20 protein-coding genes are annotated in these 20,304 nt (G+C 39.9%); 15 read left to right on the top strand and 5 right to left on the bottom strand.

All coding sequences use genetic code 11. From position 1 onward, the window contains the following. Positions 1-67 precede the first annotated feature (67 nt). From CKV70_RS09710 to CKV70_RS09690, 5 genes are all read left to right on the top strand, one after another. On the top strand, positions 68-646 hold the full coding sequence (locus CKV70_RS09710; protein WP_003724079.1) for a xanthine phosphoribosyltransferase: 579 nt from the start codon (positions 68-70) through the stop codon (positions 644-646). A gap of 6 nt (positions 647-652) precedes the next feature. Next, entirely contained in the window at positions 653-1,960 is a 1,308-nt protein-coding gene (locus CKV70_RS09705) for a nucleobase:cation symporter-2 family protein (protein WP_003724078.1), read from the top strand. Positions 1,961-2,151: 191 nt separating this feature from the next. After that, entirely contained in the window at positions 2,152-3,210 is a 1,059-nt protein-coding gene (gene chiA, locus CKV70_RS09700; RefSeq protein WP_010989836.1) for a chitinase ChiA, read from the top strand. A 123-nt stretch (positions 3,211-3,333) separates the two neighbouring features. Then, on the top strand, positions 3,334-3,603 hold the full coding sequence (gene rpsN, locus CKV70_RS09695; protein WP_003729482.1) for a 30S ribosomal protein S14: 270 nt from the start codon (positions 3,334-3,336) through the stop codon (positions 3,601-3,603). A gap of 77 nt (positions 3,604-3,680) precedes the next feature. Then, complete coding sequence (locus CKV70_RS09690) at positions 3,681-4,553, top strand: 5'-3' exonuclease (protein ID WP_003732065.1); 873 nt, start codon at positions 3,681-3,683, stop codon at positions 4,551-4,553. Between the two features lie 17 nt (positions 4,554-4,570). On the opposite strand, the gene CKV70_RS09685 is transcribed toward CKV70_RS09690, so the two are convergent. Both CKV70_RS09685 and cspD read right to left on the bottom strand, forming a co-directional pair. Beyond that, positions 4,571-4,972, bottom strand: coding sequence for a ribonuclease HI family protein (locus CKV70_RS09685; protein ID WP_003732066.1), 402 nt, complete (start codon positions 4,970-4,972; stop codon positions 4,571-4,573). Between the two features lie 122 nt (positions 4,973-5,094). Beyond that, positions 5,095-5,295, bottom strand: a complete 201-nt coding sequence (gene cspD / locus CKV70_RS09680; protein WP_003728273.1) for a cold-shock protein CspD — start codon at positions 5,293-5,295, stop codon at positions 5,095-5,097. Positions 5,296-5,659: 364 nt separating this feature from the next. On the opposite strand from cspD, the gene mntR reads away from it, so the two are divergent. The 10 genes from mntR (at position 5,660) to CKV70_RS09625 (ending at position 16,123) form a co-directional block, all read left to right on the top strand. Continuing rightward, on the top strand, positions 5,660-6,088 hold the full coding sequence (mntR, locus tag CKV70_RS09670) for a transcriptional regulator MntR (protein ID WP_003725831.1): 429 nt from the start codon (positions 5,660-5,662) through the stop codon (positions 6,086-6,088). Between the two features lie 156 nt (positions 6,089-6,244). Continuing rightward, positions 6,245-7,927 (top strand): formate--tetrahydrofolate ligase, encoded by a 1,683-nt coding sequence (locus tag CKV70_RS09665; protein ID WP_014600958.1) that lies wholly within the window; start codon positions 6,245-6,247, stop codon positions 7,925-7,927. Positions 7,928-8,046: 119 nt separating this feature from the next. Then, positions 8,047-9,939, top strand: a complete 1,893-nt coding sequence (locus CKV70_RS09660) for an ABC-F family ATP-binding cassette domain-containing protein (RefSeq protein WP_014600957.1) — start codon at positions 8,047-8,049, stop codon at positions 9,937-9,939. Between the two features lie 12 nt (positions 9,940-9,951). Continuing rightward, entirely contained in the window at positions 9,952-10,896 is a 945-nt protein-coding gene (locus CKV70_RS09655) for a thymidylate synthase (protein WP_014600956.1), read from the top strand. 15 nt (positions 10,897-10,911) lie between these two features. Then, on the top strand, positions 10,912-11,394 hold the full coding sequence (locus CKV70_RS09650) for a dihydrofolate reductase (RefSeq protein ID WP_003723427.1): 483 nt from the start codon (positions 10,912-10,914) through the stop codon (positions 11,392-11,394). Between the two features lie 52 nt (positions 11,395-11,446). Then, complete coding sequence (locus CKV70_RS09645; protein WP_014930986.1) at positions 11,447-12,322, top strand: putative RNA methyltransferase; 876 nt, start codon at positions 11,447-11,449, stop codon at positions 12,320-12,322. 68 nt (positions 12,323-12,390) lie between these two features. Then, complete coding sequence (locus CKV70_RS09640) at positions 12,391-13,902, top strand: phosphohexomutase domain-containing protein (protein WP_014600954.1); 1,512 nt, start codon at positions 12,391-12,393, stop codon at positions 13,900-13,902. A 139-nt stretch (positions 13,903-14,041) separates the two neighbouring features. Beyond that, positions 14,042-14,665: a DedA family protein gene (locus CKV70_RS09635; RefSeq protein WP_003723424.1), complete on the top strand. Its 624-nt coding sequence runs from the start codon at positions 14,042-14,044 to the stop codon at positions 14,663-14,665. Between the two features lie 93 nt (positions 14,666-14,758). Continuing rightward, positions 14,759-15,742 (top strand): aromatic acid exporter family protein, encoded by a 984-nt coding sequence (locus tag CKV70_RS09630; RefSeq protein ID WP_003725823.1) that lies wholly within the window; start codon positions 14,759-14,761, stop codon positions 15,740-15,742. Positions 15,743-15,745: 3 nt separating this feature from the next. Then, entirely contained in the window at positions 15,746-16,123 is a 378-nt protein-coding gene (locus CKV70_RS09625) for a VOC family protein (RefSeq protein ID WP_009926203.1), read from the top strand. A gap of 49 nt (positions 16,124-16,172) precedes the next feature. On the opposite strand, the gene ppdK is transcribed toward CKV70_RS09625, so the two are convergent. From ppdK to CKV70_RS09610, 3 genes are read right to left on the bottom strand one after another with little or no spacing between them, the layout of a single operon-like run. Then, complete coding sequence (gene ppdK, locus CKV70_RS09620) at positions 16,173-18,812, bottom strand: pyruvate, phosphate dikinase (RefSeq protein ID WP_014600953.1); 2,640 nt, start codon at positions 18,810-18,812, stop codon at positions 16,173-16,175. An 18-nt stretch (positions 18,813-18,830) separates the two neighbouring features. After that, a complete protein-coding gene (locus CKV70_RS09615) occupies positions 18,831-19,643 on the bottom strand; it encodes a pyruvate, water dikinase regulatory protein (RefSeq protein ID WP_009933160.1) in 813 nt (270 codons plus the stop codon). Between the two features lie 12 nt (positions 19,644-19,655). After that, on the bottom strand, positions 19,656-20,273 hold the full coding sequence (locus CKV70_RS09610; protein WP_003723419.1) for a transcriptional regulator CcpN: 618 nt from the start codon (positions 20,271-20,273) through the stop codon (positions 19,656-19,658). Positions 20,274-20,304 lie beyond the last annotated feature (31 nt).

Genomic DNA, 20,304 nt, shown 5'->3' with positions numbered 1-20,304 from the left:
TGGTGGCTTCTATACTGCTTCTCTATTTTTAGAGAAGCAGTTTTTTTATTTTGAAAGGAGAATCGTTTTGAAATTACTGGAAGAGTTTATTCAAGAAAAAGGTACGGTTTTACCGGGGAATGTTTTAAAAGTAGATGCTTTTTTAAATCACCAAATTGATCCGGTTTTAATGCAAGCGATGGGAAATGAATTTGCTAAACGGTTCCAAGATTTTGGGATTACGAAAATTGTAACGATTGAATCATCGGGTATCGCACCCGCCGTTTTTGCAGGGCTCGCGCTCTCCGTACCAGTCGTGTTTGCACGCAAGAAAAAATCAGTGACATTAACGGACAATTTATTCACAAGCACTGTCTATTCGTACACTAAAAAAGAATCTAATGATATTTCTGTATCAAAACAATTTTTAACAGCAGATGATACGATTTTAGTTATTGATGATTTTCTGGCAAATGGTCAGGCGGCACTCGGCTTACTTGAAATTGCAGAACATGCCGGAGCAAAGGTGGCGGGAATTGGGATTGTGATTGAAAAATCTTTCCAACAAGGTCGCGAATTATTAAATAAAACAGGGATTCCAGTTTATTCACTAGCACGAATTGCCTCACTTGAAAACGAAGAAATCTTATTTTTAGAGGAGGAATAGGAGTAAATGTTAGGTAAAGGGAAAATTGCAGCTTTAGGATTTCAACATGTTCTAGCAATGTATGCTGGAGCGGTGATTGTTCCACTATTAATTGGTGGAGCATTAGGTTTTAACGGAGAAGAAATGACCTACTTAGTTTCGATTGATATTTTTATGTGCGGGATTGCAACATTGCTTCAATTAACGGTAAACCGCTTCTTTGGAATTGGTTTACCAGTTGTACTTGGATGTGCGGTTCAAGCCATTGCGCCGATTATTTTAATTGGACAAGATATGGGCATTGGCGCGATTTACGGTTCGATTATTGTTTCAGGACTTTTTGTATTATTAATAGCACCATTTTTCTCCAAAGTTGTACGATTTTTCCCTCCTGTTGTGACTGGTTCGGTTGTAACAGTGATTGGTTTAACACTTATTCCCGTTGCAATTAATAATCTTGCTGGTGGAGAAGGAGCAAAAGATTTTGGCTCAATGTATAATCTCGGCCTTGGTTTTGGAACATTACTTTTAATTATTTTAGTGTATCGTTTTGGACAAGGGTTTTCGAAGGCGATTGCTGTTTTAATAGGTCTGGTTGGCGGTTCACTTTTTGCAGCGCTTTATAAAGGAATCTCGCTTGGTCCAGTGAGTGAGGCGAGCTGGTTCCATATGCCGAAACCATTTTATTTCGGCACACCGACATTTGAGTGGCCGGCGATTATTACGATGATTTTAATTGCGCTTGTCAGTATGGTGGAATCGACGGGAGTATATTTCGCTTTATCTGATATTACCGAACGCAAATTAACGCAAAAAGATTTAACACGTGGTTACCGGGCAGAAGGGCTTGCGATTATGCTTGGCGGTGTATTTAATACATTCCCTTATACGGCTTATTCACAAAACGTTGGACTCGTTCAACTTTCTGGTATTAAAACGCGTAAAGTGATTTATGCGGCGGCTGGTTTTCTTATTGTTCTTGGTTTGATTCCAAAAATTGGTGCAGTGACAACGATTATTCCGACACCAGTTCTCGGCGGCGCTATGGTCGCAATGTTCGGCATGGTTGTCGCACAAGGCATTAAGATGCTTGGAAAAGTTAATTTCACTTCTCAAGAAAACTTGTTAATTATTGCATGCGCAGTTGGTGTTGGCTTAGGCGTAACAGTTGTACCAGATTTATTTAATGCTTTTCCATCCTTTGTTCGTTTATTTACGAGTAATGGAATTGTTGCGGGTAGTGTGACAGCAATTACACTGAATATCATTTTCAATATGATTCCACATCGCAAAGATAAAAAAGTAGCAGATCCAGAACCGCAACATGCGAAGTGAAAAATAAAACAGTTTTAATTGGGCTATTTTTTCTCATATACTTATACACGTTCATTTATTTGAAAGCGAAATTGGTCTATATCAATTTCGCTTTTTTGCTGTTTTTCTAGTTTTATTTTCACTATGTTGGGTATTTTCTAGTAGCTCCAAAAAAGTAAGTTTGGGGTAGATAAAGTAAGGGGGAAAAGTAGATGAATGGAAAACAAGTAATGGTTGGTGGTTTGTCTTTACTTTTAGTTGGTGCGGGACTGGGGGCATTTGGCAGTACAGCACAAGCGGCGACGGATGACGCTTCTGTGATGCCAGATATTTCTAACAAACAGGTGCTAGTTGGGTACTGGCATAGTTGGAAATCTTCCGGAAAAGATGGCTATCAACAAGGGACTTCGGCAGATATAGCACTGAAGGATACACCGAAAGCTTATAACGTGGTAGATGTTTCCTTTATGAAGGGAGACGGAGTAAATCGTATTCCAACATTTAAACCTGTGGGAATAAATGATAGCGATTTCAGAGCACAAGTCGGCGCATTAAATAAAGAAGGTCGGGCCGTTCTTTTGGCACTAGGTGGAGCAGATGGACACGTGGAACTAAAAGCTGGGGATGAAGAGGCGTTCGCGAATGAAATTATCCGCCAAGTAGAAACATATGGCTTTGATGGATTAGACATCGACTTAGAACAAAGTGCGATTACCGCGGGAGATAATAAAACGGTTATCCCAGCTGCGCTAAAAATCGTCAAAGATCATTATAAAGCGGAAGGAAAAAATTTCTTAATAACGATGGCACCAGAATTTCCTTATTTAAAACCAGGTAGTGCCTACGAAAGCTACCTAACCTCACTTGCTAATTATTATGACTATATTGCGCCACAACTATACAACCAAGGTGGCGATGGTGTTTGGGTTGATGAAACAAACCAATGGATTGCGCAAAATAATGATACATTAAAAGAATCTTTCTTATATTATATGGCGGACTCCTTTATTAACGGTACTCGCGGTTACTTGAAAATCCCGGCTAATAAATTCGTGTTTGGTTTACCAGCCAATGTGGATGCAGCCGCAACTGGTTATGTAACAGATCCACAAATCGTCAAAAATGTTTTCACTCGTTTACAAGCAAAAGGTACGCCAGTGAAAGGGATTATGACTTGGTCTGTTAACTGGGATGCAGGTAAAAATAAAGCAGGAGTGCCGTACAATAATAGTTTCTCCAATGCATATGGTCCAATCGTTGGAACAAAATAATATGTCAACCGATATCCACCTTGAAGTGGATATCGGTTTTTTTAAACAGAAGACTTGCTTTCATTTTAAAATCGGCGTATGATATAAATCGGAATGATTATTATTTAAAGAAAGGAGAAACTTATGGCTAAAAAATCAAAAGTTGCTAAACATGAACGCCAACAAGCACTTGTAGAACAATATGCGGAGCTACGCCGAACACTAAAAGCAGAAGGCCGTTATGACGAGTTGCGCAAATTACCACGTGATTCATCCCCGTCCCGACTACACAATCGCTGTGAGCTAACTGGACGTCCACATGGCTACATGCGTAAATTTGGTATGTCACGGATTCGTTTTCGTGAACTAGCACATCAAGGACAATTACCCGGCGTGACAAAAGCAAGCTGGTAAAAAGCCCCTTTTTTTCTGCGAGCCAGTTATAATTATGCTACAATAGATGGCAGTAGAAGGAAAATGGAGGATTATATATGACAGAAAATCGAGAAAATTTGCTCGTTGTTGATGGAATGGCACTACTTTTCCGAGCATTTTATGCAACAGCCGTTTCCAAACAATTTATGTTTAACCAACAGGGGATACCGACGAATGGGGTGCAAGGTTTTATGCGCCACATGTTTGCAGCGATTCGCCAGAGTAACCCAACGCATACACTAATTTGCTGGGATATGGGGTCGCAAACATTTCGAAATGAATTATATGATGGTTATAAAGCTGGTAGAACAGCGCCGCCAGAAGAAATGATTCCGCAGTTTGATTTAGCGAAAGAGGTAGCTGCTGGATTTGGCTTTGTCAATTTAGGTGTGCCGGGTTTTGAAGCAGATGACTGTATTGGAACAATTACCGTTCAAGCGAGTAATACGATCGCCACCACTGTGTTAAGTGGCGACAAGGATTTACTGCAACTAATCGCACCGACGAATGATGTTTGGATTATGCAAAAAGGTTATGGCAATTATAAACGATATGATGAAGCAACATTTTTTGAAGAGATGGGTATTTCCCCAAGACAATTTATTGATGTGAAAGCATTAATGGGCGACACTTCAGATGGTTATCCGGGAGTACGTGGAATCGGTGAAAAAACAGCAATTAAACTTATTCAAGAATATGAGTCGATTGAGGGAGTTCTAAACAACCTTGATAAACTGAAGCCGGCCCAACAAACCAAAATTCAAGAAGACTTAGCGATGCTAGAATTAAGTCAAAAATTAGCTCGGATTCATACAGAAGTTCCGCTAGAGATAGACTTGCCTAGCTTGAAATATGACGGATTCCGCGAAGATGCTTTTGCTGTAGTTGAAAAATACGGTTTAAAAACGTTAACTCGGGATATCGAATAAAAATAGAAGCAATCTGGTTATTTGACTCCAGGTTGCTTCTGTTTTTTTATAGCCTGACGTGCAAGTTGGTCGGCTTGTTTATTTTGACTTACATTACGCCACTCAGCAAAAAACAACTCTAGCGAATCAGCCATTTCTAAAATTGCGTCTAAATGAGGCTTGAATAAAGGATTTTTCGCATGTCGTTTATGGATTGCTTCAATCGCAACTTTCGAATCAGAGTATAAACGAATTAATGTAGCTTGTTTTTTTAAGGCTTCTTCTAGCCCAAGTTTAATTGCGATAAATTCAGCCTCATGATTTGTCATAACTGCGAGTGGGATAGCAAATTGTTCATAGATGCCATCTGCTTTTAGGACGATTCCAGCCCCACTTGGTCCAGGGTTTCCAGCGCTTGCACCATCAACGAAAACTTCCATATTGTGCGCCTCCTATTGTTTGAGTAGATGTGGCTTTATTATAGAAGGAAAGCTCTTTTTTTGCAATAAAAAAACCGGCAAGCTATGCCGGTTTTTAAGTCCGTGTCTAATTGGCAACTGGTTTAGGCTTTTTCTACGTTAGCTGCTTGAGCGCCGCGATTACCTTCAACTACTTCAAATGTTACCGCTTGGCCTTCTTCTAAAGATTTGTAGCCGTCACCTTGGATCGCTGTGAAGTGAACGAAAATATCTTCGCCGCCGTCTGATTCGATAAAACCGTAACCCTTTTCATTGTTAAACCATTTTACTTTCCCATTTTGCATTGAAATAAATCCTCCTAAGTATGGCTAATAATTGCTAGAATCATTTGTTAAAACGCTTTCATTTTAACTTAAAAAAATTTCTCGCAAATACTACCTTTTCAGTTCATAGCGTTGCCGCATATGATACTAACACTATAAATCAAAATACCTATAAACGTCAAGCTGATTTTCGATATTTTTTAAATTTTTGGACTTGTAAGGGCATACTTTTGACTAAAATGTCTTAATTTGGTACTATTTACTGTGTTTTTTCGGAGGAACGCTCTAGGAGAAATTTCGTTTTTGAAAGGGTAATTGCTTTTAGAAAGGGCGATATTATAGTACAATTGGCTATGTGAAAGAATTTAAGTTGGAGGGTATAGCTATGCCAACACCTAGTATGGAAGATTATATTGAAAAAATCTATTCCCTTATTGAGACGAAAGGTTATGCCAGGGTTTCGGATATTGCTGATGAGCTATTTGTCCATCCTTCCTCTGTAACAAAAATGGTGCAGAAACTGGATAAGGACGAATATTTAATCTATGAAAAATACCGTGGATTAATTTTGACACCTAAAGGAACACAAATGGGGAAAAGGCTCCTAGAAAGACATGCATTACTAGAGAGTTTTTTAAGTATTATTGGCGTAGATCCGTCCCATATTTATCATGATGTGGAAGGTATTGAACACCACTTGAGTTGGAACTCGATTGACCGAATTGGGGATGTTGTGCAATTTTTTGAAAATCATCCAGATGCGCTTAAGACGCTCAAGGCAATGGAGACGACGAAACCAGAAACAAAGGAATAACGGTAATCCAAGGTTGAGATGTTGATTTTTGCGCAATCAGGCTTTACTTTAGAATCAAAATGGTGTTACATCGCTTGGTGTCGCGCTTTTTTGATGCATTAATAAGCCAAAACATCTTAATTCTTTGTTACAATATACATATTCGGAGGGGATATCATGTCAAATAAAGTGAAATCAGATATTGAAATTGCATCAAAAGCAGAAATTCTACCAGTTACGACTATTGCGGAACATTTAGGACTAGACGCAGATGCACTCGAACTTTACGGAAAGTATAAAGCAAAGTTATCCTATGATACCATTCACTCGCTAAAAGACAAAGAACCTGGAAAACTTGTCCTTGTAACAGCAATTAATCCAACGCCTGCTGGTGAAGGAAAATCGACTGTGACAGTTGGTCTTGGCGACGCACTCTCTAAAAAAGATAAAAAGACTGTTATCGCACTGCGCGAACCATCACTTGGACCTACTATGGGGATTAAAGGCGGGGCAACTGGTGGCGGCTATGCGCAAGTTATTCCAATGGAAGATATTAATTTACACTTTACAGGTGATTTTCATGCAATTACAGCAGCGAACAATGCTTTATCGGCATTTATTGATAACCATATGCAACAAGGGAATGACCTAGATATTGATGGCCGAAGAATCGTTTGGAAACGTGTGGTTGATTTGAACGACCGTGCGCTTCGAAAAGTAGTGGTTGGTCTAGGTGGTCCTATTCAAGGGGTTCCACGTGAGGATGGTTTTGATATTACAGTTGCTTCTGAAATCATGGCGATCATTTGTTTAGCAAGTGATTTAAAAGATTTAAAGAAACGCTTAAGCGAAATTGTCATCGGTTATAACTATAAAAAAGAACCAATTACGGTTGGCGAAATGGGTTACGAAGGCGCTTTAACATTACTATTAAAAGATGCTTTAAAACCTAATTTGGTGCAAACATTAGAGCATACACCTGCCATCGTACATGGTGGACCTTTTGCGAATATTGCTCATGGATGTAATAGTGTTTCTGCGACAAGCACGGCGCTTCGACTAGGTGAATATGTTGTCACAGAAGCTGGATTTGGCGCAGACCTTGGTGCAGAGAAATTTTTAGATATTAAAGTTCCTGCCCTTGGAAAAGCTCCAGATTGCGTTGTTATTGTAGCAACGATTCGCGCACTGAAAATGCACGGTGGCGCTTTAAAAACAGAGCTAAGCGAGGAAAATGTCGATGCGCTAGCTAAAGGCTTTACTAACTTACAAAAACATACGGAATCAATTCAAACATTTGGTATTCCTTATGTGGTAGCAATTAATAAATTTATCACTGATTCTGACGCGGAAGTAGCGAAATTAGAAGCGCTATGCGAAGAACACGGGATTCCTTTCTCCCTGACAGAAGTTTGGGAAAAAGGTGGCGATGGCGGCCTGGAACTCGCGGATAAAGTAATTGCGGCAGTGGAAAGCGGCGCAGCGGACTACAAACGTATTTATGATGATGCGTGGTCGATGGAAGAAAAACTAGAGGCGATTGTGACGAAAGTATACGGCGGTATTGGTGTGGAACTTTCTAGCAAGGCGCAAAAACAAATCGTTGAATTCAAAAAATATGGTTGGGATCGTTATCCGATTTGTATGGCAAAAACACAATATTCGTTATCGGATGATCCGACGTTGCTTGGTCGTCCAACTGATTTCGTGATTCATATTCGCGAATTTATTCCAAAACTTGGTGCTGGCTTTGTTGTTGCTTTAACAGGTGACGTGATGACAATGCCGGGCTTACCAAAAAAACCAGCGGCATTAAATATGGATGTCGATGAAAATGGTAACGCGCAAGGTTTATTTTAAAACTAGAAGTTCCAAAAGTGGATTCGCCGCTTTTGGAACTTTTTTCATCTAAGGTATTTGATATGTTCTATGTTTTCAGCTAGAATAGATAAGGACGAACAGGAAATGGATGGGAATAAATGAAACAATTAAAAGTGGAAAATTTAACAAAAACATATGGTGAAAAAAGCCTGTTTGAAAATATCTCGCTAACGATAACAGAGGGCGAACGTATTGGTTTAATCGGTGTAAATGGTACCGGAAAATCGACGTTATTGCAAATTATTTCTGGAAGTGAATCTGGGGATAAAGGTACAGTTACAAAAGCAAAAGATTATACGATTGGTTATTTGGCGCAAGATCCTGCGTTTAATGAAGAAGATACAGTTCTCGCGGCTGTTTTTGACGGGGATACTGCGGCGCTTCGGGCAATGCGCAAGTACGAAGAAGTGTTACTCGCGATGTCACTTGATGCGGAAAATACCAAATTACACGATGCTTATACCGCCGCTAGCCAGGAAATGGATGCTAGTGCGGCTTGGGATATGAACACAGAAGCGAAAACGATTTTGGAAAGACTTGGCATTACGGATTTAACAGCGAAAATAAGCGCGCTTTCTGGTGGGCAGCGAAAACGGATTGGTTTGGCACAAGTTTTAATTGAAACGCCTGATTTGCTTATTTTGGATGAGCCTACCAACCATTTGGATTTTCAGTCGATTCGTTGGTTAGAAGAATACTTAAATCGCTTTAAAGGAGCTGTCTTGCTCGTTACCCATGATCGTTATTTCCTTGACCGTGTGACAAATCACATGGTGGAACTGGACCGAGGTTCGGCTTATCGATACGTTGGGAACTACGAGAAGTTCATGGAATCTAAAGCTATTCGGATGGAAAATGAAGTTCGCGAATCCGAGAAAAATAAAAACCTTTATCGTAAGGAACTGGCTTGGATGCGCCGCGGTCCTCAAGGTCGTGCCACCAAACAAAATGCCAGACAAGACCGTTTCCACGATTTAGAGAAAAAAGTGAAAACAAAAACCGATGACTCAGAACTGGCGATTGACTTTGTTACTAGTCGTCTTGGAAAAGATGTTTTCGAACTGAAAAACTTAGAAAAACGCTTTGATGAAAAACAAGTATTACAGGATTTCAGCTTGATTATCCAACCCGGTGAACGCCTTGGTATTACAGGGAACAACGGAACTGGTAAATCCACTTTACTGAATATGTTAGCTGGAAAACTAGCGCCGGATGCTGGGGAAGTAGTCACCGGACAAACCGTACAAATTGGTTACTATACACAACAAAATGAAGAAATGGATCCGGATATGCGAATGATTGCTTATTTGCAAGAAGCAGGCGAGCAAGTAACGACATCCGGTGGCGAAGTGATTAGTGTGAGCGCGATGTTAGAACGATTTTTATTTCCACCTAATTCACACGGGAAGAAAATTGGGAGCTTATCGGGCGGAGAAAAACGCCGCTTATTCTTACTGCGCATTTTGATGGAACGCCCTAATGTATTACTACTAGATGAGCCGACCAACGACTTAGATACGCAAACATTAACCGTTTTAGAAGATTATTTAGAATCATTCAACGGCACGGTCATTACGGTCAGCCATGATAGATATTTCCTCGATAAAGTCGTGAACAAATTGCTCGTTTTCCGGGCGATTGGTGAAGTGGAAATTTTCTACGGAGAATATAGCGATTATCTGAAAGAGCTGGAGGCTAAAGGAAAACCAGCGAAATCAATGAAAAAAATGGCGAATACTTCGGTCGAAAAGTCATCGCCTGAGAAAAAAGAAAAAGTCAAACTAACCTACCAAGAACAACTCGAGTGGGACGGAATTGAAGATGCGATTAGCAAGTTAGAGAAAGACATTGAATCGCTCAATGAAACATTAGAACAAACCGGAGCCGACTTTACAAAAGCAGCAGAAATTAGTGGATTCATTACAGCAAAAGAAACTGAGCTGGAACAAATGATGGAACGCTGGGAATTTTTATCACAATACGCGGAATAAGGAGTGCGAACGATGAAACAATATTTGGATTTAGAAAAGTACGTTTTAGAGAATGGAACACAAAAAGGAGATCGCACTGGGACTGGAACAATCAGCACATTTGGTTATCAAATGCGTTTTGATTTGCAGGAAGGCTTTCCAATTATGACAACAAAACGGGTACCATTTAAACTTGTAGTAAGTGAACTGCTATGGTTTTTACATGGAGATACGAATATTCGCTACCTTTTACAGCATAATAATAACATTTGGAATGAATGGGCTTTTGAGCGTTTTGTGAAAAGCGATGATTACAAGGGCGAAGATATGACAGACTTTGGACTAAGAGCGGAACGTGATCCAGCTTTCAAAGAAGTGTATCAAGCGGAGATGGAGAAGTTTAAAACACGTATTTTAGAAGACGAAGCGTTCGCGAATAAATACGGTGAGCTAGGTAATATTTACGGTAAACAATGGCGTGAATGGAAAACTTCACAAGGAGAAACAATTGATCAGTTAGCGGATTTGATTGAAATGATTAAAACGAATCCGAACTCACGTCGTTTGATTGTGTCTGCTTGGAATCCAGAAGATATTCCGAATATGGCTTTACCGCCATGTCATTCGCTATTCCAATTTTATGTAGCGGACGGAAAATTATCATGTCAGCTGTATCAACGTAGTGCCGATATTTTCCTAGGTGTACCATTTAATATTGCGAGTTATGCACTTCTCACACATCTGATTGCACGTGAAGTAGGACTGGATGTTGGCGAGTTTATCCATACTATGGGAGACGCGCATCTTTATAACAATCATATTGAACAAGTGAAAGAACAGTTATCTAGAACACCGCACGCGCTTCCAAAATTAGTACTTTCAGATAAACCAGCAACGATTTTTGATTTTGAAGTAGCAGATATTTCACTTGATGGCTATAATCCAGATCCATCGATTAAAGCACCAATTTCAGTATAAGGGAGGTTTTCTTGGATGATTATTTTTGTTTGGGCACAAGACCGCGCTGGAAATATTGGAAAAGATAACAAAATGCCGTGGCACTTACCAGGAGATTTGCAGTTTTTCAAAAAAACGACGACTGGGAAAACACTTGTCATGGGGCGGAAAACCTATGAATCGTTAGGAAAAGCTTTACCAAATAGAAAGACAATCGTATTGACACGAGATCAAGGTCTCAAGTTAGATGATGCAGAGATACTTCATTCAAAAGAAGCTGTTTTAGCCCTTGCTGAGACAGGGGAACCAATCTATATAGTTGGCGGTGCAGAAATCTATCGTTTATTTATGGATGTGGCGGATCAGCTGATTGTGACAAAAATTGATGCAGAGTTTGAGGCTGATACTGCGTTTCCTGAAGTGGATTGGGAGAATTTTTCCGAAGTGGCGAAAGAATTCCATGAAAAAGATGAAAAAAATAAGTACAATTACACTTTTTATACGTATGAAAGAAATTAGTAGAAACGTTGCCTGCTTGCGGGCAACGTTTTTCGAGTGGAGTGAGTATTAATTGTTATCAAAAATGGAGATAAATAAACGCGCTTTGAAAGAAAATATGGCGCTTCTTGCTTGTCCAATTTGTGGCGCAGCATTCGAGTTTAGAGAGCCGCAGTCATTTGTATGCCTAGAAGGTCATGGGTTTGATATCGCCAAACCAGGTTACGTACATTTACTAAAACAAGCGCATAAAACAAAATACGATCAAGCATTATTCGAATCCCGTAAAAAAGTGATTGCGAGTGGCTTTTTTGAAAAATTAATCGAACGAGTGACAGAAATTATTGCGGAGAAGAAAAAAGAACAACTTGTTTTATATGATGCAGGTTGCGGGGAAGGAAGTCATTTAGCGCGAGTCGTATCGAATTTACAAGCGACTGGTGTTAATGTCAAAGCAGTTGGCTTAGATATCGCCAAAGAGGGAGTGAAACAAGCGGCACGCGACTATCCTGGTACTTCTTGGACGGTAGCTGATTTAGCCAATTGCCCGAATCAAGCAGAGACGGCGGATGTCATTTTAAATATTTTATCGCCATCGAATTACGTGGAGTTCAAACGGCTTTTAAAGAAGGATGGATTTTTGTTAAAAGTAGTGCCAGAAGCGAATTATTTACGCGAATTACGCGAATTTATTTATGTTGATGAGAAAAGTAGTTATTCGAATGAGTCGGTTACATCACGGTTAGCAGAAAAGTTAAGCGTAGAACATGTCGAACGAGTCACCTACAAAGCGCCGATTGCCAAAGAATTATTTGCAGATTTTCTTGAAATGACGCCACTTGGTTGGCATATTGAAGCGGATAAAAAAAACGAATTACTGGAAAACCCACCAGAAGAATTAACCGTTGACTTGCAAATTATTATCGCGAATAGAGCACATCTTTTGTAAAAGCTATGTGAAAATTTCGCAATATAAGCTATAATGAAGGGGAAAAATACAGAAGCTGGAGGAATGACATGAATCAATCAGAAATGAAAGCGTTAGAAACACTGCAAAACGGATCAGACATACGTGGAATAGCTATTGCTACGGAAAAATATCAGATTACGCTAACAGACGAACGTGTAGAAAAGATTGCTTATGGCTTTGCGAAATGGCTAAAAGAGGAGAAGAAAGTGGAAGGTCAAGCGAAAGTGGCAATTGGTCATGATAGCAGACTTTCAGCTGAACGATTAAAAGCGGCACTTGTCAAAGGGTTAACTTTTGCTGGTATAGATGTCGTGGATGTTGGGCTTGCAACAACGCCAGCTATGTTTATGGCAACTCAGTACGAGGACTATGACTGCGATGCCGGCATTATGATTACAGCGAGCCACTTACCTTTTATGTATAATGGACTAAAATTATTTACGAAATCTGGTGGAGCTGAACACGAAGATATTGATTATATTGTGGCTCACGCAGATAAATCATTCATAGAAAATGGACTAAATCTTGGTAAGGTAACAAAACAAGATTTACTTTCTACATATGCAGCAGACTTAACGGATAAGATTAGAGCAGGGATCACAGATGCAGCTGATAAAATGAAGCCGCTCCAAGGTAGCCATATTATAGTCGATGCAGGGAACGGCGCTGGCGGCTTTTTTGCTGAGAAAGTATTGGCAGAACTTGGCGCAGACATTTCTGAAAGCCAGTTTTTAGATCCGGATGGAAATTTTCCTAATCATATTCCGAACCCTGACAATGAGGAAGCTATGGCTAGTTTGAAAAAAGCGGTCCTTGCTAGTGGGGCGGATTTAGGCGTGATTTTTGACACGGATGTAGACCGTGCTGCGATTATGGATAAAAATGGCGAAAGTTTAAACCGCAACCCATTAATTGCTGTTATCTCTAGTATTATTTTAGAAGAAAAACCAGGAACAACTATCGTGACTGACTCCACAACATCGGGGCATTTGCAAGCCTTTATCGAAGCAAAAGGCGGGAAACAACACCGATTTAAACGTGGTTATCGTAATGTTATCAATGAAGCACTGCGCCTAAATGCAAACGGAACACCATCTGAAATTGCTATCGAAGTAAGTGGACATGCCGCATTAAAAGAAAATTATTTCTTGGATGATGGCGCTTATCTCATTGCCAAAATTTTAATGACTTACGCAACATTACGAAAAAATGGGCAAGACTTACCAGATTTAATAGCGGATTTAAAAGAACCGGCTGAAAGTGAAGAAATTCGTTTGAGCATTACAGCAACCGATTTTAAAGCATATGGAAAAGAAGCTTTAGCTGATTTTCTGACGTTCGTAGAAGCTGATCCGGATATGGAATTAGAACCTGTGAACCAAGAAGGAATTCGTGTGAATACGAAAGGTGCGCTTGGTGAAGGTTGGTTCTTACTACGAATGAGCTTACATGAACCGGTGATGCCAATGAATTTAGAAAGTGATGAAGCTGGCGGCATCCGAAAAGTGAAAGATCGTTTAGCAGGATTTTTCGCAACGAAAGCTGATTTAAAAATGTAAATAAAAAAGAACTTGGTATGGAAAACGTATCAAGTTCTTTTTCTTTTTACCAAATCGATTGAAAAAGTAGGACGAGTGTAGTACACTTAAAAAGCAAGCACTTACTTTAAAAGGGAAATAAAGTACAGGAGTGTGTTTTTTGGAAACTTGGATTACAAGTATTATGGCTGATTTTGGCTATATAGGTATTTTTGTTTTGATTATGGTTGAAAACTTGTTTCCGCCTATTCCCTCTGAGATTATCTTAACTTTTGGTGGATTTATGACGACAGTTACATCACTGAATGTCGTGATGGTGATTATTGTAGCAACACTAGGTTCTGTAGTGGGCGCTATTTTACTTTATAAAGTGGCTTCTTATTTTGGCAAAGAAAGACTGACGAAGATTGTGTTAAAATACGGTCGGATTTTGCGGCTGAAGGAATCTGATATTGAACGCGCAGAGAATTTCTTTTTGAAATATGGAAGTTGGGCCGTATTTTTATGTCGAATGATTCCACTAATACGAAGCCTGATTTCGATTCCAGCAGGGATGACCAAGATGAAAATGTCGAAGTTTTTAATTTTGACAACTGCAGGAAGCTTACTTTGGAATACAGTTTTAATTGGACTTGGCGCTATGCTTGGTGAATCATGGAGTGAAATTGTTGTTTTCATGGATAGCTTTTCAACAATTATTTATAGCATCATTGCGATACTTGTAGTGGTCGGCTTAGGATTCTTTTTCCGAGCGCGTTTCAAAAAAACATTAGATGAAGAATAATGTAGGACCTTGAGGAGTGATCTTCAAGGTTTTTCTTTTGTGATTTTCGCTTTCATGCTATGATAAGTTGGACATAGAAAGGGGACGGGACATATGCGGATTGGAATGCGAACGGTGAAAACCGCGATTGCAGCGACACTGGCGATAATTTTGGCGGAATGGCTACACTTGGAATATGCAGTTTCGGCAGGGATTATCGCAATTTTAAGTGTTCAAAATACGAAAAAGGGGTCTTTACAATTAGCGATTCAGCGGGTTTATTCGACCGTTTTGGCGCTATCTATTGCTGCTGTATTTTTCATGCTTATTGGTTATAATGCGGTGAGTTTTGGACTTTATTTATTGATTTTTATTCCGCTTGCTGTAAGACTTCATGTTGCTGACGGAATTGTTGTGAGCTCTGTACTTGTATCGCATATTTTACTTGAACAATCATTATCCTTTTTCTGGTTTAAAAATGAACTGTTACTTATGGCAGTTGGCGCTGGCATAGCGATTATTTTAAATTTATATATGCCAAAAATGGAAGACGAATTAAAACGCAGCCAACAAAAAATAGAAGCAATTATGCGGCAAATTTTAACGGAAATGACGCAAGGGCTTCGGAATCAGTCGGAGTATCATGATGAGTTTGGCTTATTAAATCAATTAAAGGGTACATTAGACTATGCACAGGAAAAAGCAGCGAGAAATTTAGACAATCAGTTTTTTGCTTCTTCCCATTATTATTCCCAGTACGTTGATATGCGGCTTGTACAATATCGAATTTTAACACAAATGAAACGGCATTTAGTCGCGTTTGATCATTCTTCTGAGCAAAGTATGGCGCTGGCAGAAATTACAGAAAAAACGGCACAGACGCTAGATGAGCATAATACAGCAGAAGATTTAGTGGCGGAAATTACTAAGATGGTGCATGAGTTTCGAAGCAGTAAACTCCCAGAAACACGAGCGGAATTTGAAAATAGAGCGATTTTATTCCAATTTATGAATGATTTGCGTTATTTGTTAGAAATGAAGCGTGACTTTTATGCGGAGTTTGGATTGAAAGAAAAAGAAATGACGAGGGGACGATGAAAGATGATTGAAAAAATTGGTCAAGTGATGTTATATGTAGAAAATCAAGCTGCAGTGAGAGATTTTTGGGTAGAAAAATTAGATTTTGTCGTCGTTTCAGAAGAAGTTGTAAATGGCGAAATTCAGTGGATTGAAATAGCGCCAACAAAAGGTGTGGAGACTACTTTTGTTCTTCAAAACAAAAAGAAAGTGGCGGAAATGAACCCAGAGATGAATCTTGGGACACCATCTATTTTACTATTTGGAAGTAATGTTGCAGAACTTTATGAAGAATATAAAAATAAAGGCATTACGGTCGGCGATCTAGTAGATTTACCGATGGGCCGAGTGTTCAATTTTTCGGATAACGAAGGAAATTACTTTGCGATTTGCGAAAAATAATAAGAGAAAAAGCCAGCTGATAGTCACTAAGATTATCAGCTGGCTTTTTTTAGATAGTTGGAACTAATTGTTTTTCAGCTAATGCTGCTTGAGCTGCTGCAAGACGGGCAATGGGAACGCGGTACGGAGAGCAGGATACATAGGTAAGTCCTAATTGATGGAAGAACTGGATAGATTCCGGATCGCCCCCATGTTCGCCGCAAACCCCCATTTTTAAATGTTCCGAAGTCATTCGTCCACGTGTAACCGCCATTTCAACTAGTGCACCGACACCATTTTTATCAATCGTAACAAATGGATCTTTTGATAAAATATCTTTTTCATAATAATCTGCTAGGAACTTGGTAGCATCATCACGTGAAAAACCATAAGTGAGTTGTGTTAAATCATTGGTTCCAAAGCTAAAGAACTCTGCTTCCTCGGCGATTTCATCTGCTGTTACACATGCTCGCGGAATTTCGATCATCGTACCAATATCATATGGTAGCATCACTCGCTCTCTATCAAAAATAGTATGAATCGCTTGTTTCATCTCTTTTTTTATATAGCTTAGTTCACTTTTCGTAGCGATGAGCGGAATCATGATTTCTGGGTGAACGTCAATTCCTTCATCATGAAGAGTGACGGCGCTTTCGATAATCGCTTCCGTCTGCATCCGATAAATTTCTGGAAATGTGATAGCAAGACGACAACCGCGGTGTCCAAGCATGGGATTTGCTTCGCTTAGTTCGTTAATTCGTTTTGTGATTTGAGGAACTGTTCGATTCATTGCGCTAGCTAATTGCTCAATTTCTTGCTTCGTTTTTGGTAAAAATTCATGTAATGGCGGATCAAGCAAGCGAATGTTTACCGCGCGGCCGTCAGCAATACGGAATAACTCACTAAAATCGGCTTTTTGCATTTCTTTTAAAGTGGTTAAAACGGATTCGCGCTCGCTTAATGACTCTGCTAAAATCATTTGGCGTACATAATGGATTCGTTTTTCATCAAAAAACATATGCTCGGTGCGACACAGGCCAATACCTTCCGCCCCAAACAAAAGCGCCTTTTTAAAGTCCGGCGGGGTATCTGCATTGACACGGATCATCAGTCTTTTCTCCGTATCTGCCCAGGCCATCAACTCGTCAAAATGTCCACCAATTTGCGCTTCTCTGAGGGCGATTTCTCCAAGGTAAACTTTGCCGGAACTACCATCGAGGGAGAGCGCATCACCTTCATGCAGTGTGTCGCCTGTAGGAAGAATAATCGTTTTTTCTTTTTCATTGATCGTAAGTTCGGCGCAACCCGCTATACAGCATTTTCCCATTCCGCGAGCAACGACGGCAGCATGAGAAGTCATACCACCATGAGCCGTTAAAATAGCATTACTACGCGCCATGCCTTCTATATCCTCAGGAGAAGTCTCATTACGCACTAAAATGACAGGAATACCGCGTTCGGTTGCTTGGACTGCTTCTTTTGCTGCAAAGAAAATTTGACCAGTTGCAGCGCCAGGACTTGCAGGTAAACCAGTTGCGATGACTTGACCATTTTTTAGAGCGCTTTCATCGAAGGTTGGATGAAGTAATTGATGTAATTGCTTAGTTTCCACGCGCATGATGGCTTCTTGGCGAGTGATTTTTCCTTCTTGCACAAAATCCACGGCTGTTTGAATAGCTGCTTTAGCTGTTCGCTTGCCACTTCTAGTTTGTAAGACATAGAGTTTTCCTTTTTCGATGGTAAATTCAATATCTTGCATGTCTAAATAATGATTTTCGAGAAGTTCACAAATATGGAGGAGCTCCTTGTAAACAGTGGGCATCCTCTCTTCCAGTGCACTTATCGGCTCAGGGGTACGAATTCCTGCAACCACATCTTCACCTTGCGCATTTAGTAAAAATTCCCCGAATACTTTCTTTTCACCAGTGGAAGGATTGCGAGTAAAGGTAATTCCAGTTCCACTCGTTTCTCCAGTATTTCCAAAAACCATTGCTTGAATATTAACGGCTGTGCCAAAACTTGCATCAATATCATGTAATCTGCGGTAAATAACAGCGCGAGGATTCATCCAGGAATCAAAAACAGCGATAATCGCAAGCCGTAGTTGCTCTAGAGGATCTTGCGGGAAATCTGTGCCAGTTGCTTGGCTAAAAATTAGTTTATAAGCATCAATGAGTTCGCTTAAATCAGTCGCAGTTAATTCTGTGTCTAAACGGTAGTCATTTGCTTTTTTGATGCGATTAAGAGCCTGTTCAAAATGGTAGCTCGGTATTTCAAAAACAACGTCACCGAACATTTGAATAAAACGGCGGTAAGAATCATAGGCCGAACGAGCATCACCAGTTAAGTTGGCAAGCCCTTCTGCGGCTTGGTCATTTAACCCAAGATTGAGCACGGTATCCATCATGCCAGGCATCGAAAAGGGTGCGCCAGAACGTACGGAAACGAGCAGAGGATTTTCTGCGAATCCAAAAATTTTCCCGGTTTGCTTTTCGAGTTCCACCAAATGAATTTTCACTTCATCAAAAATGGCTTCGGAAAGGTGTTTATTGTTAGCTGTGTAATCGTTACAAGCATCGGTTGAGATAATAAAACCAGGAGGGACGGGTAAACCGATATTCGTCATTTCGGCCAAATTAGCACCTTTTCCTCCTAAAAGATTTTTCATTTCCTTAGAACCTTCACTGAACTGATAGACAAATTTTCTCACATTATTCACCTCTTCTAATTAGTGGTAACTCGTGATAATTTCCGTGATTAGGGCAGCGGTTTCCTCAATGGCTTTATCTTCTACATGAATGACTTGGCAACCAAGTTTTTTGAATGTATCATAACCATATTCTAGTTCCTCTAAAATACGTTTTTCACTGGAATAACTACTTGCTTCATCTAAACCAATAGATCTCAAACGGACTTTGCGGATTTGCGCTAGCTTTTCTGGGGTGGTTGTAAGACCGATAATACGTTCCGCTGGGATTTGGAAAAGTTCTGCTGGAATCGGGATTTCGGGGACAAGTGGGACATTAGCAACTTTCCAATTTTGATTGGCGAGAAAACTACTCAGTGGCGTTTTGCTCGTTCTTGATACCCCGACGAGAACGATATCTGCATCTAACAGGCCACGAGGATCTTTGCAGTCATCGTACTTTACAGCAAACTCAATGGCAGCAATACGATCAAAATAATTGCTATCAAGACGGCGCATATTTCCGGGATCTTGTTTTGATTTTAAGCCAGTTTTTGCTTCAACAGCAGCAGTTAGCGTATGTAATAAATCTACGTTCGGAATATTGTTTTGAACGCAAAAATTAGTTGCGTACTCAGCTAACTTAGCTTGTACGAGTGTTTGAACCACGATACCATCAGTAGCCTTAGCTTCTTCTAACGTTTCAAGTAAAGCGCTCTCATCGCGAATAAAAGCGTGGCGCCGAATGTCCGCAGGCTTATTAAGTGAAAACTGAGCTGTTACCGCGCGAATAATATGTTGAGCAGTTTCTCCGATAGCATCTGAAATAACGTATATAATAACCGGATTTTCCATATTCTCATCCTATTAAACCTTTTTTATCGTATCTACAAATAATGCAGTAATGCGAGTTTTTGAAATTTTTCCGACGACTTTTGCGTTTTCTAGAACGGGAAGTGAATCAATTTGGTGGAAAACGAGTTGTTCCGCGGCATGTAACACAGTGTCGTTTTTCGTAACAGTAACGAGGTTGGGCATCCGTGTCATAATTGTCGCAATGGGAGTCGCTTTCGTGTCCGCATCAGCAAGCGCACCTTTTAGTAAATCTTTTCTGGAGACAAGTCCAACTAAAAGCTCTTCATCAATGACGTATAAACTACCAATATCTTCCATAAAGAGCATAACGATGGCATCATAAACGCTTGTTTCTTTTTTTGCGAAAAATGGTTGGGTCATAATGTCAGCAACTTTCAACTGCCGAATTTCATCAAAGTGAATCGGATTAGTTTCTAAGCCAGAGTAAAAGTAACCAACTTTTGGACGAGCATCTAAAATGCCAGTCATGGTTAAAATTGACAAGTCAGCTCGAATGGTGGCACGTGTTAATTTCAAATGAGCAGCGATAGAGTCACCAGTAGCAGGCTCATTCGCGCGAACATAGGCAACAATTTGATGTTGTCTAGGAGAAAGTTCGATGGGAATCACATCCTTTTATTATGTTATGCTAATCATTATA

The sequence above is a fragment of the Listeria monocytogenes genome (assembly GCF_900187225.1).
GTDB lineage: Bacteria > Bacillota > Bacilli > Lactobacillales > Listeriaceae > Listeria > Listeria monocytogenes.
The sequence above is the reverse complement of the archived record's forward strand: the minus strand, read 5'-3'. Positions and strand labels throughout refer to the sequence as shown.

Coding starts and splice junctions, on each gene's coding strand:
- CKV70_RS09685 (WP_003732066.1), bottom strand. CDS start 4,972: ATGGAAGTTTTCGTTGATGGTGCAAGCGCTGGAAACCCTGGACCAAGT.
- CKV70_RS09615 (WP_009933160.1), bottom strand. CDS start 19,643: ATGGAAAATCCGGTTATTATATACGTTATTTCAGATGCTATCGGAGAA.
- CKV70_RS09640 (WP_014600954.1), top strand. CDS start 12,391: ATGAATCAATCAGAAATGAAAGCGTTAGAAACACTGCAAAACGGATCA.
- rpsN (WP_003729482.1), top strand. CDS start 3,334: ATGGCTAAAAAATCAAAAGTTGCTAAACATGAACGCCAACAAGCACTT.
- cspD (WP_003728273.1), bottom strand. CDS start 5,295: ATGCAAAATGGGAAAGTAAAATGGTTTAACAATGAAAAGGGTTACGGT.
- mntR (WP_003725831.1), top strand. CDS start 5,660: ATGCCAACACCTAGTATGGAAGATTATATTGAAAAAATCTATTCCCTT.
- CKV70_RS09650 (WP_003723427.1), top strand. CDS start 10,912: ATGATTATTTTTGTTTGGGCACAAGACCGCGCTGGAAATATTGGAAAA.
- CKV70_RS09625 (WP_009926203.1), top strand. CDS start 15,746: ATGATTGAAAAAATTGGTCAAGTGATGTTATATGTAGAAAATCAAGCT.
- CKV70_RS09665 (WP_014600958.1), top strand. CDS start 6,245: ATGTCAAATAAAGTGAAATCAGATATTGAAATTGCATCAAAAGCAGAA.
- CKV70_RS09705 (WP_003724078.1), top strand. CDS start 653: ATGTTAGGTAAAGGGAAAATTGCAGCTTTAGGATTTCAACATGTTCTA.
- CKV70_RS09630 (WP_003725823.1), top strand. CDS start 14,759: ATGCGGATTGGAATGCGAACGGTGAAAACCGCGATTGCAGCGACACTG.
- CKV70_RS09655 (WP_014600956.1), top strand. CDS start 9,952: ATGAAACAATATTTGGATTTAGAAAAGTACGTTTTAGAGAATGGAACA.
- CKV70_RS09660 (WP_014600957.1), top strand. CDS start 8,047: ATGAAACAATTAAAAGTGGAAAATTTAACAAAAACATATGGTGAAAAA.
- chiA (WP_010989836.1), top strand. CDS start 2,152: ATGAATGGAAAACAAGTAATGGTTGGTGGTTTGTCTTTACTTTTAGTT.
- CKV70_RS09690 (WP_003732065.1), top strand. CDS start 3,681: ATGACAGAAAATCGAGAAAATTTGCTCGTTGTTGATGGAATGGCACTA.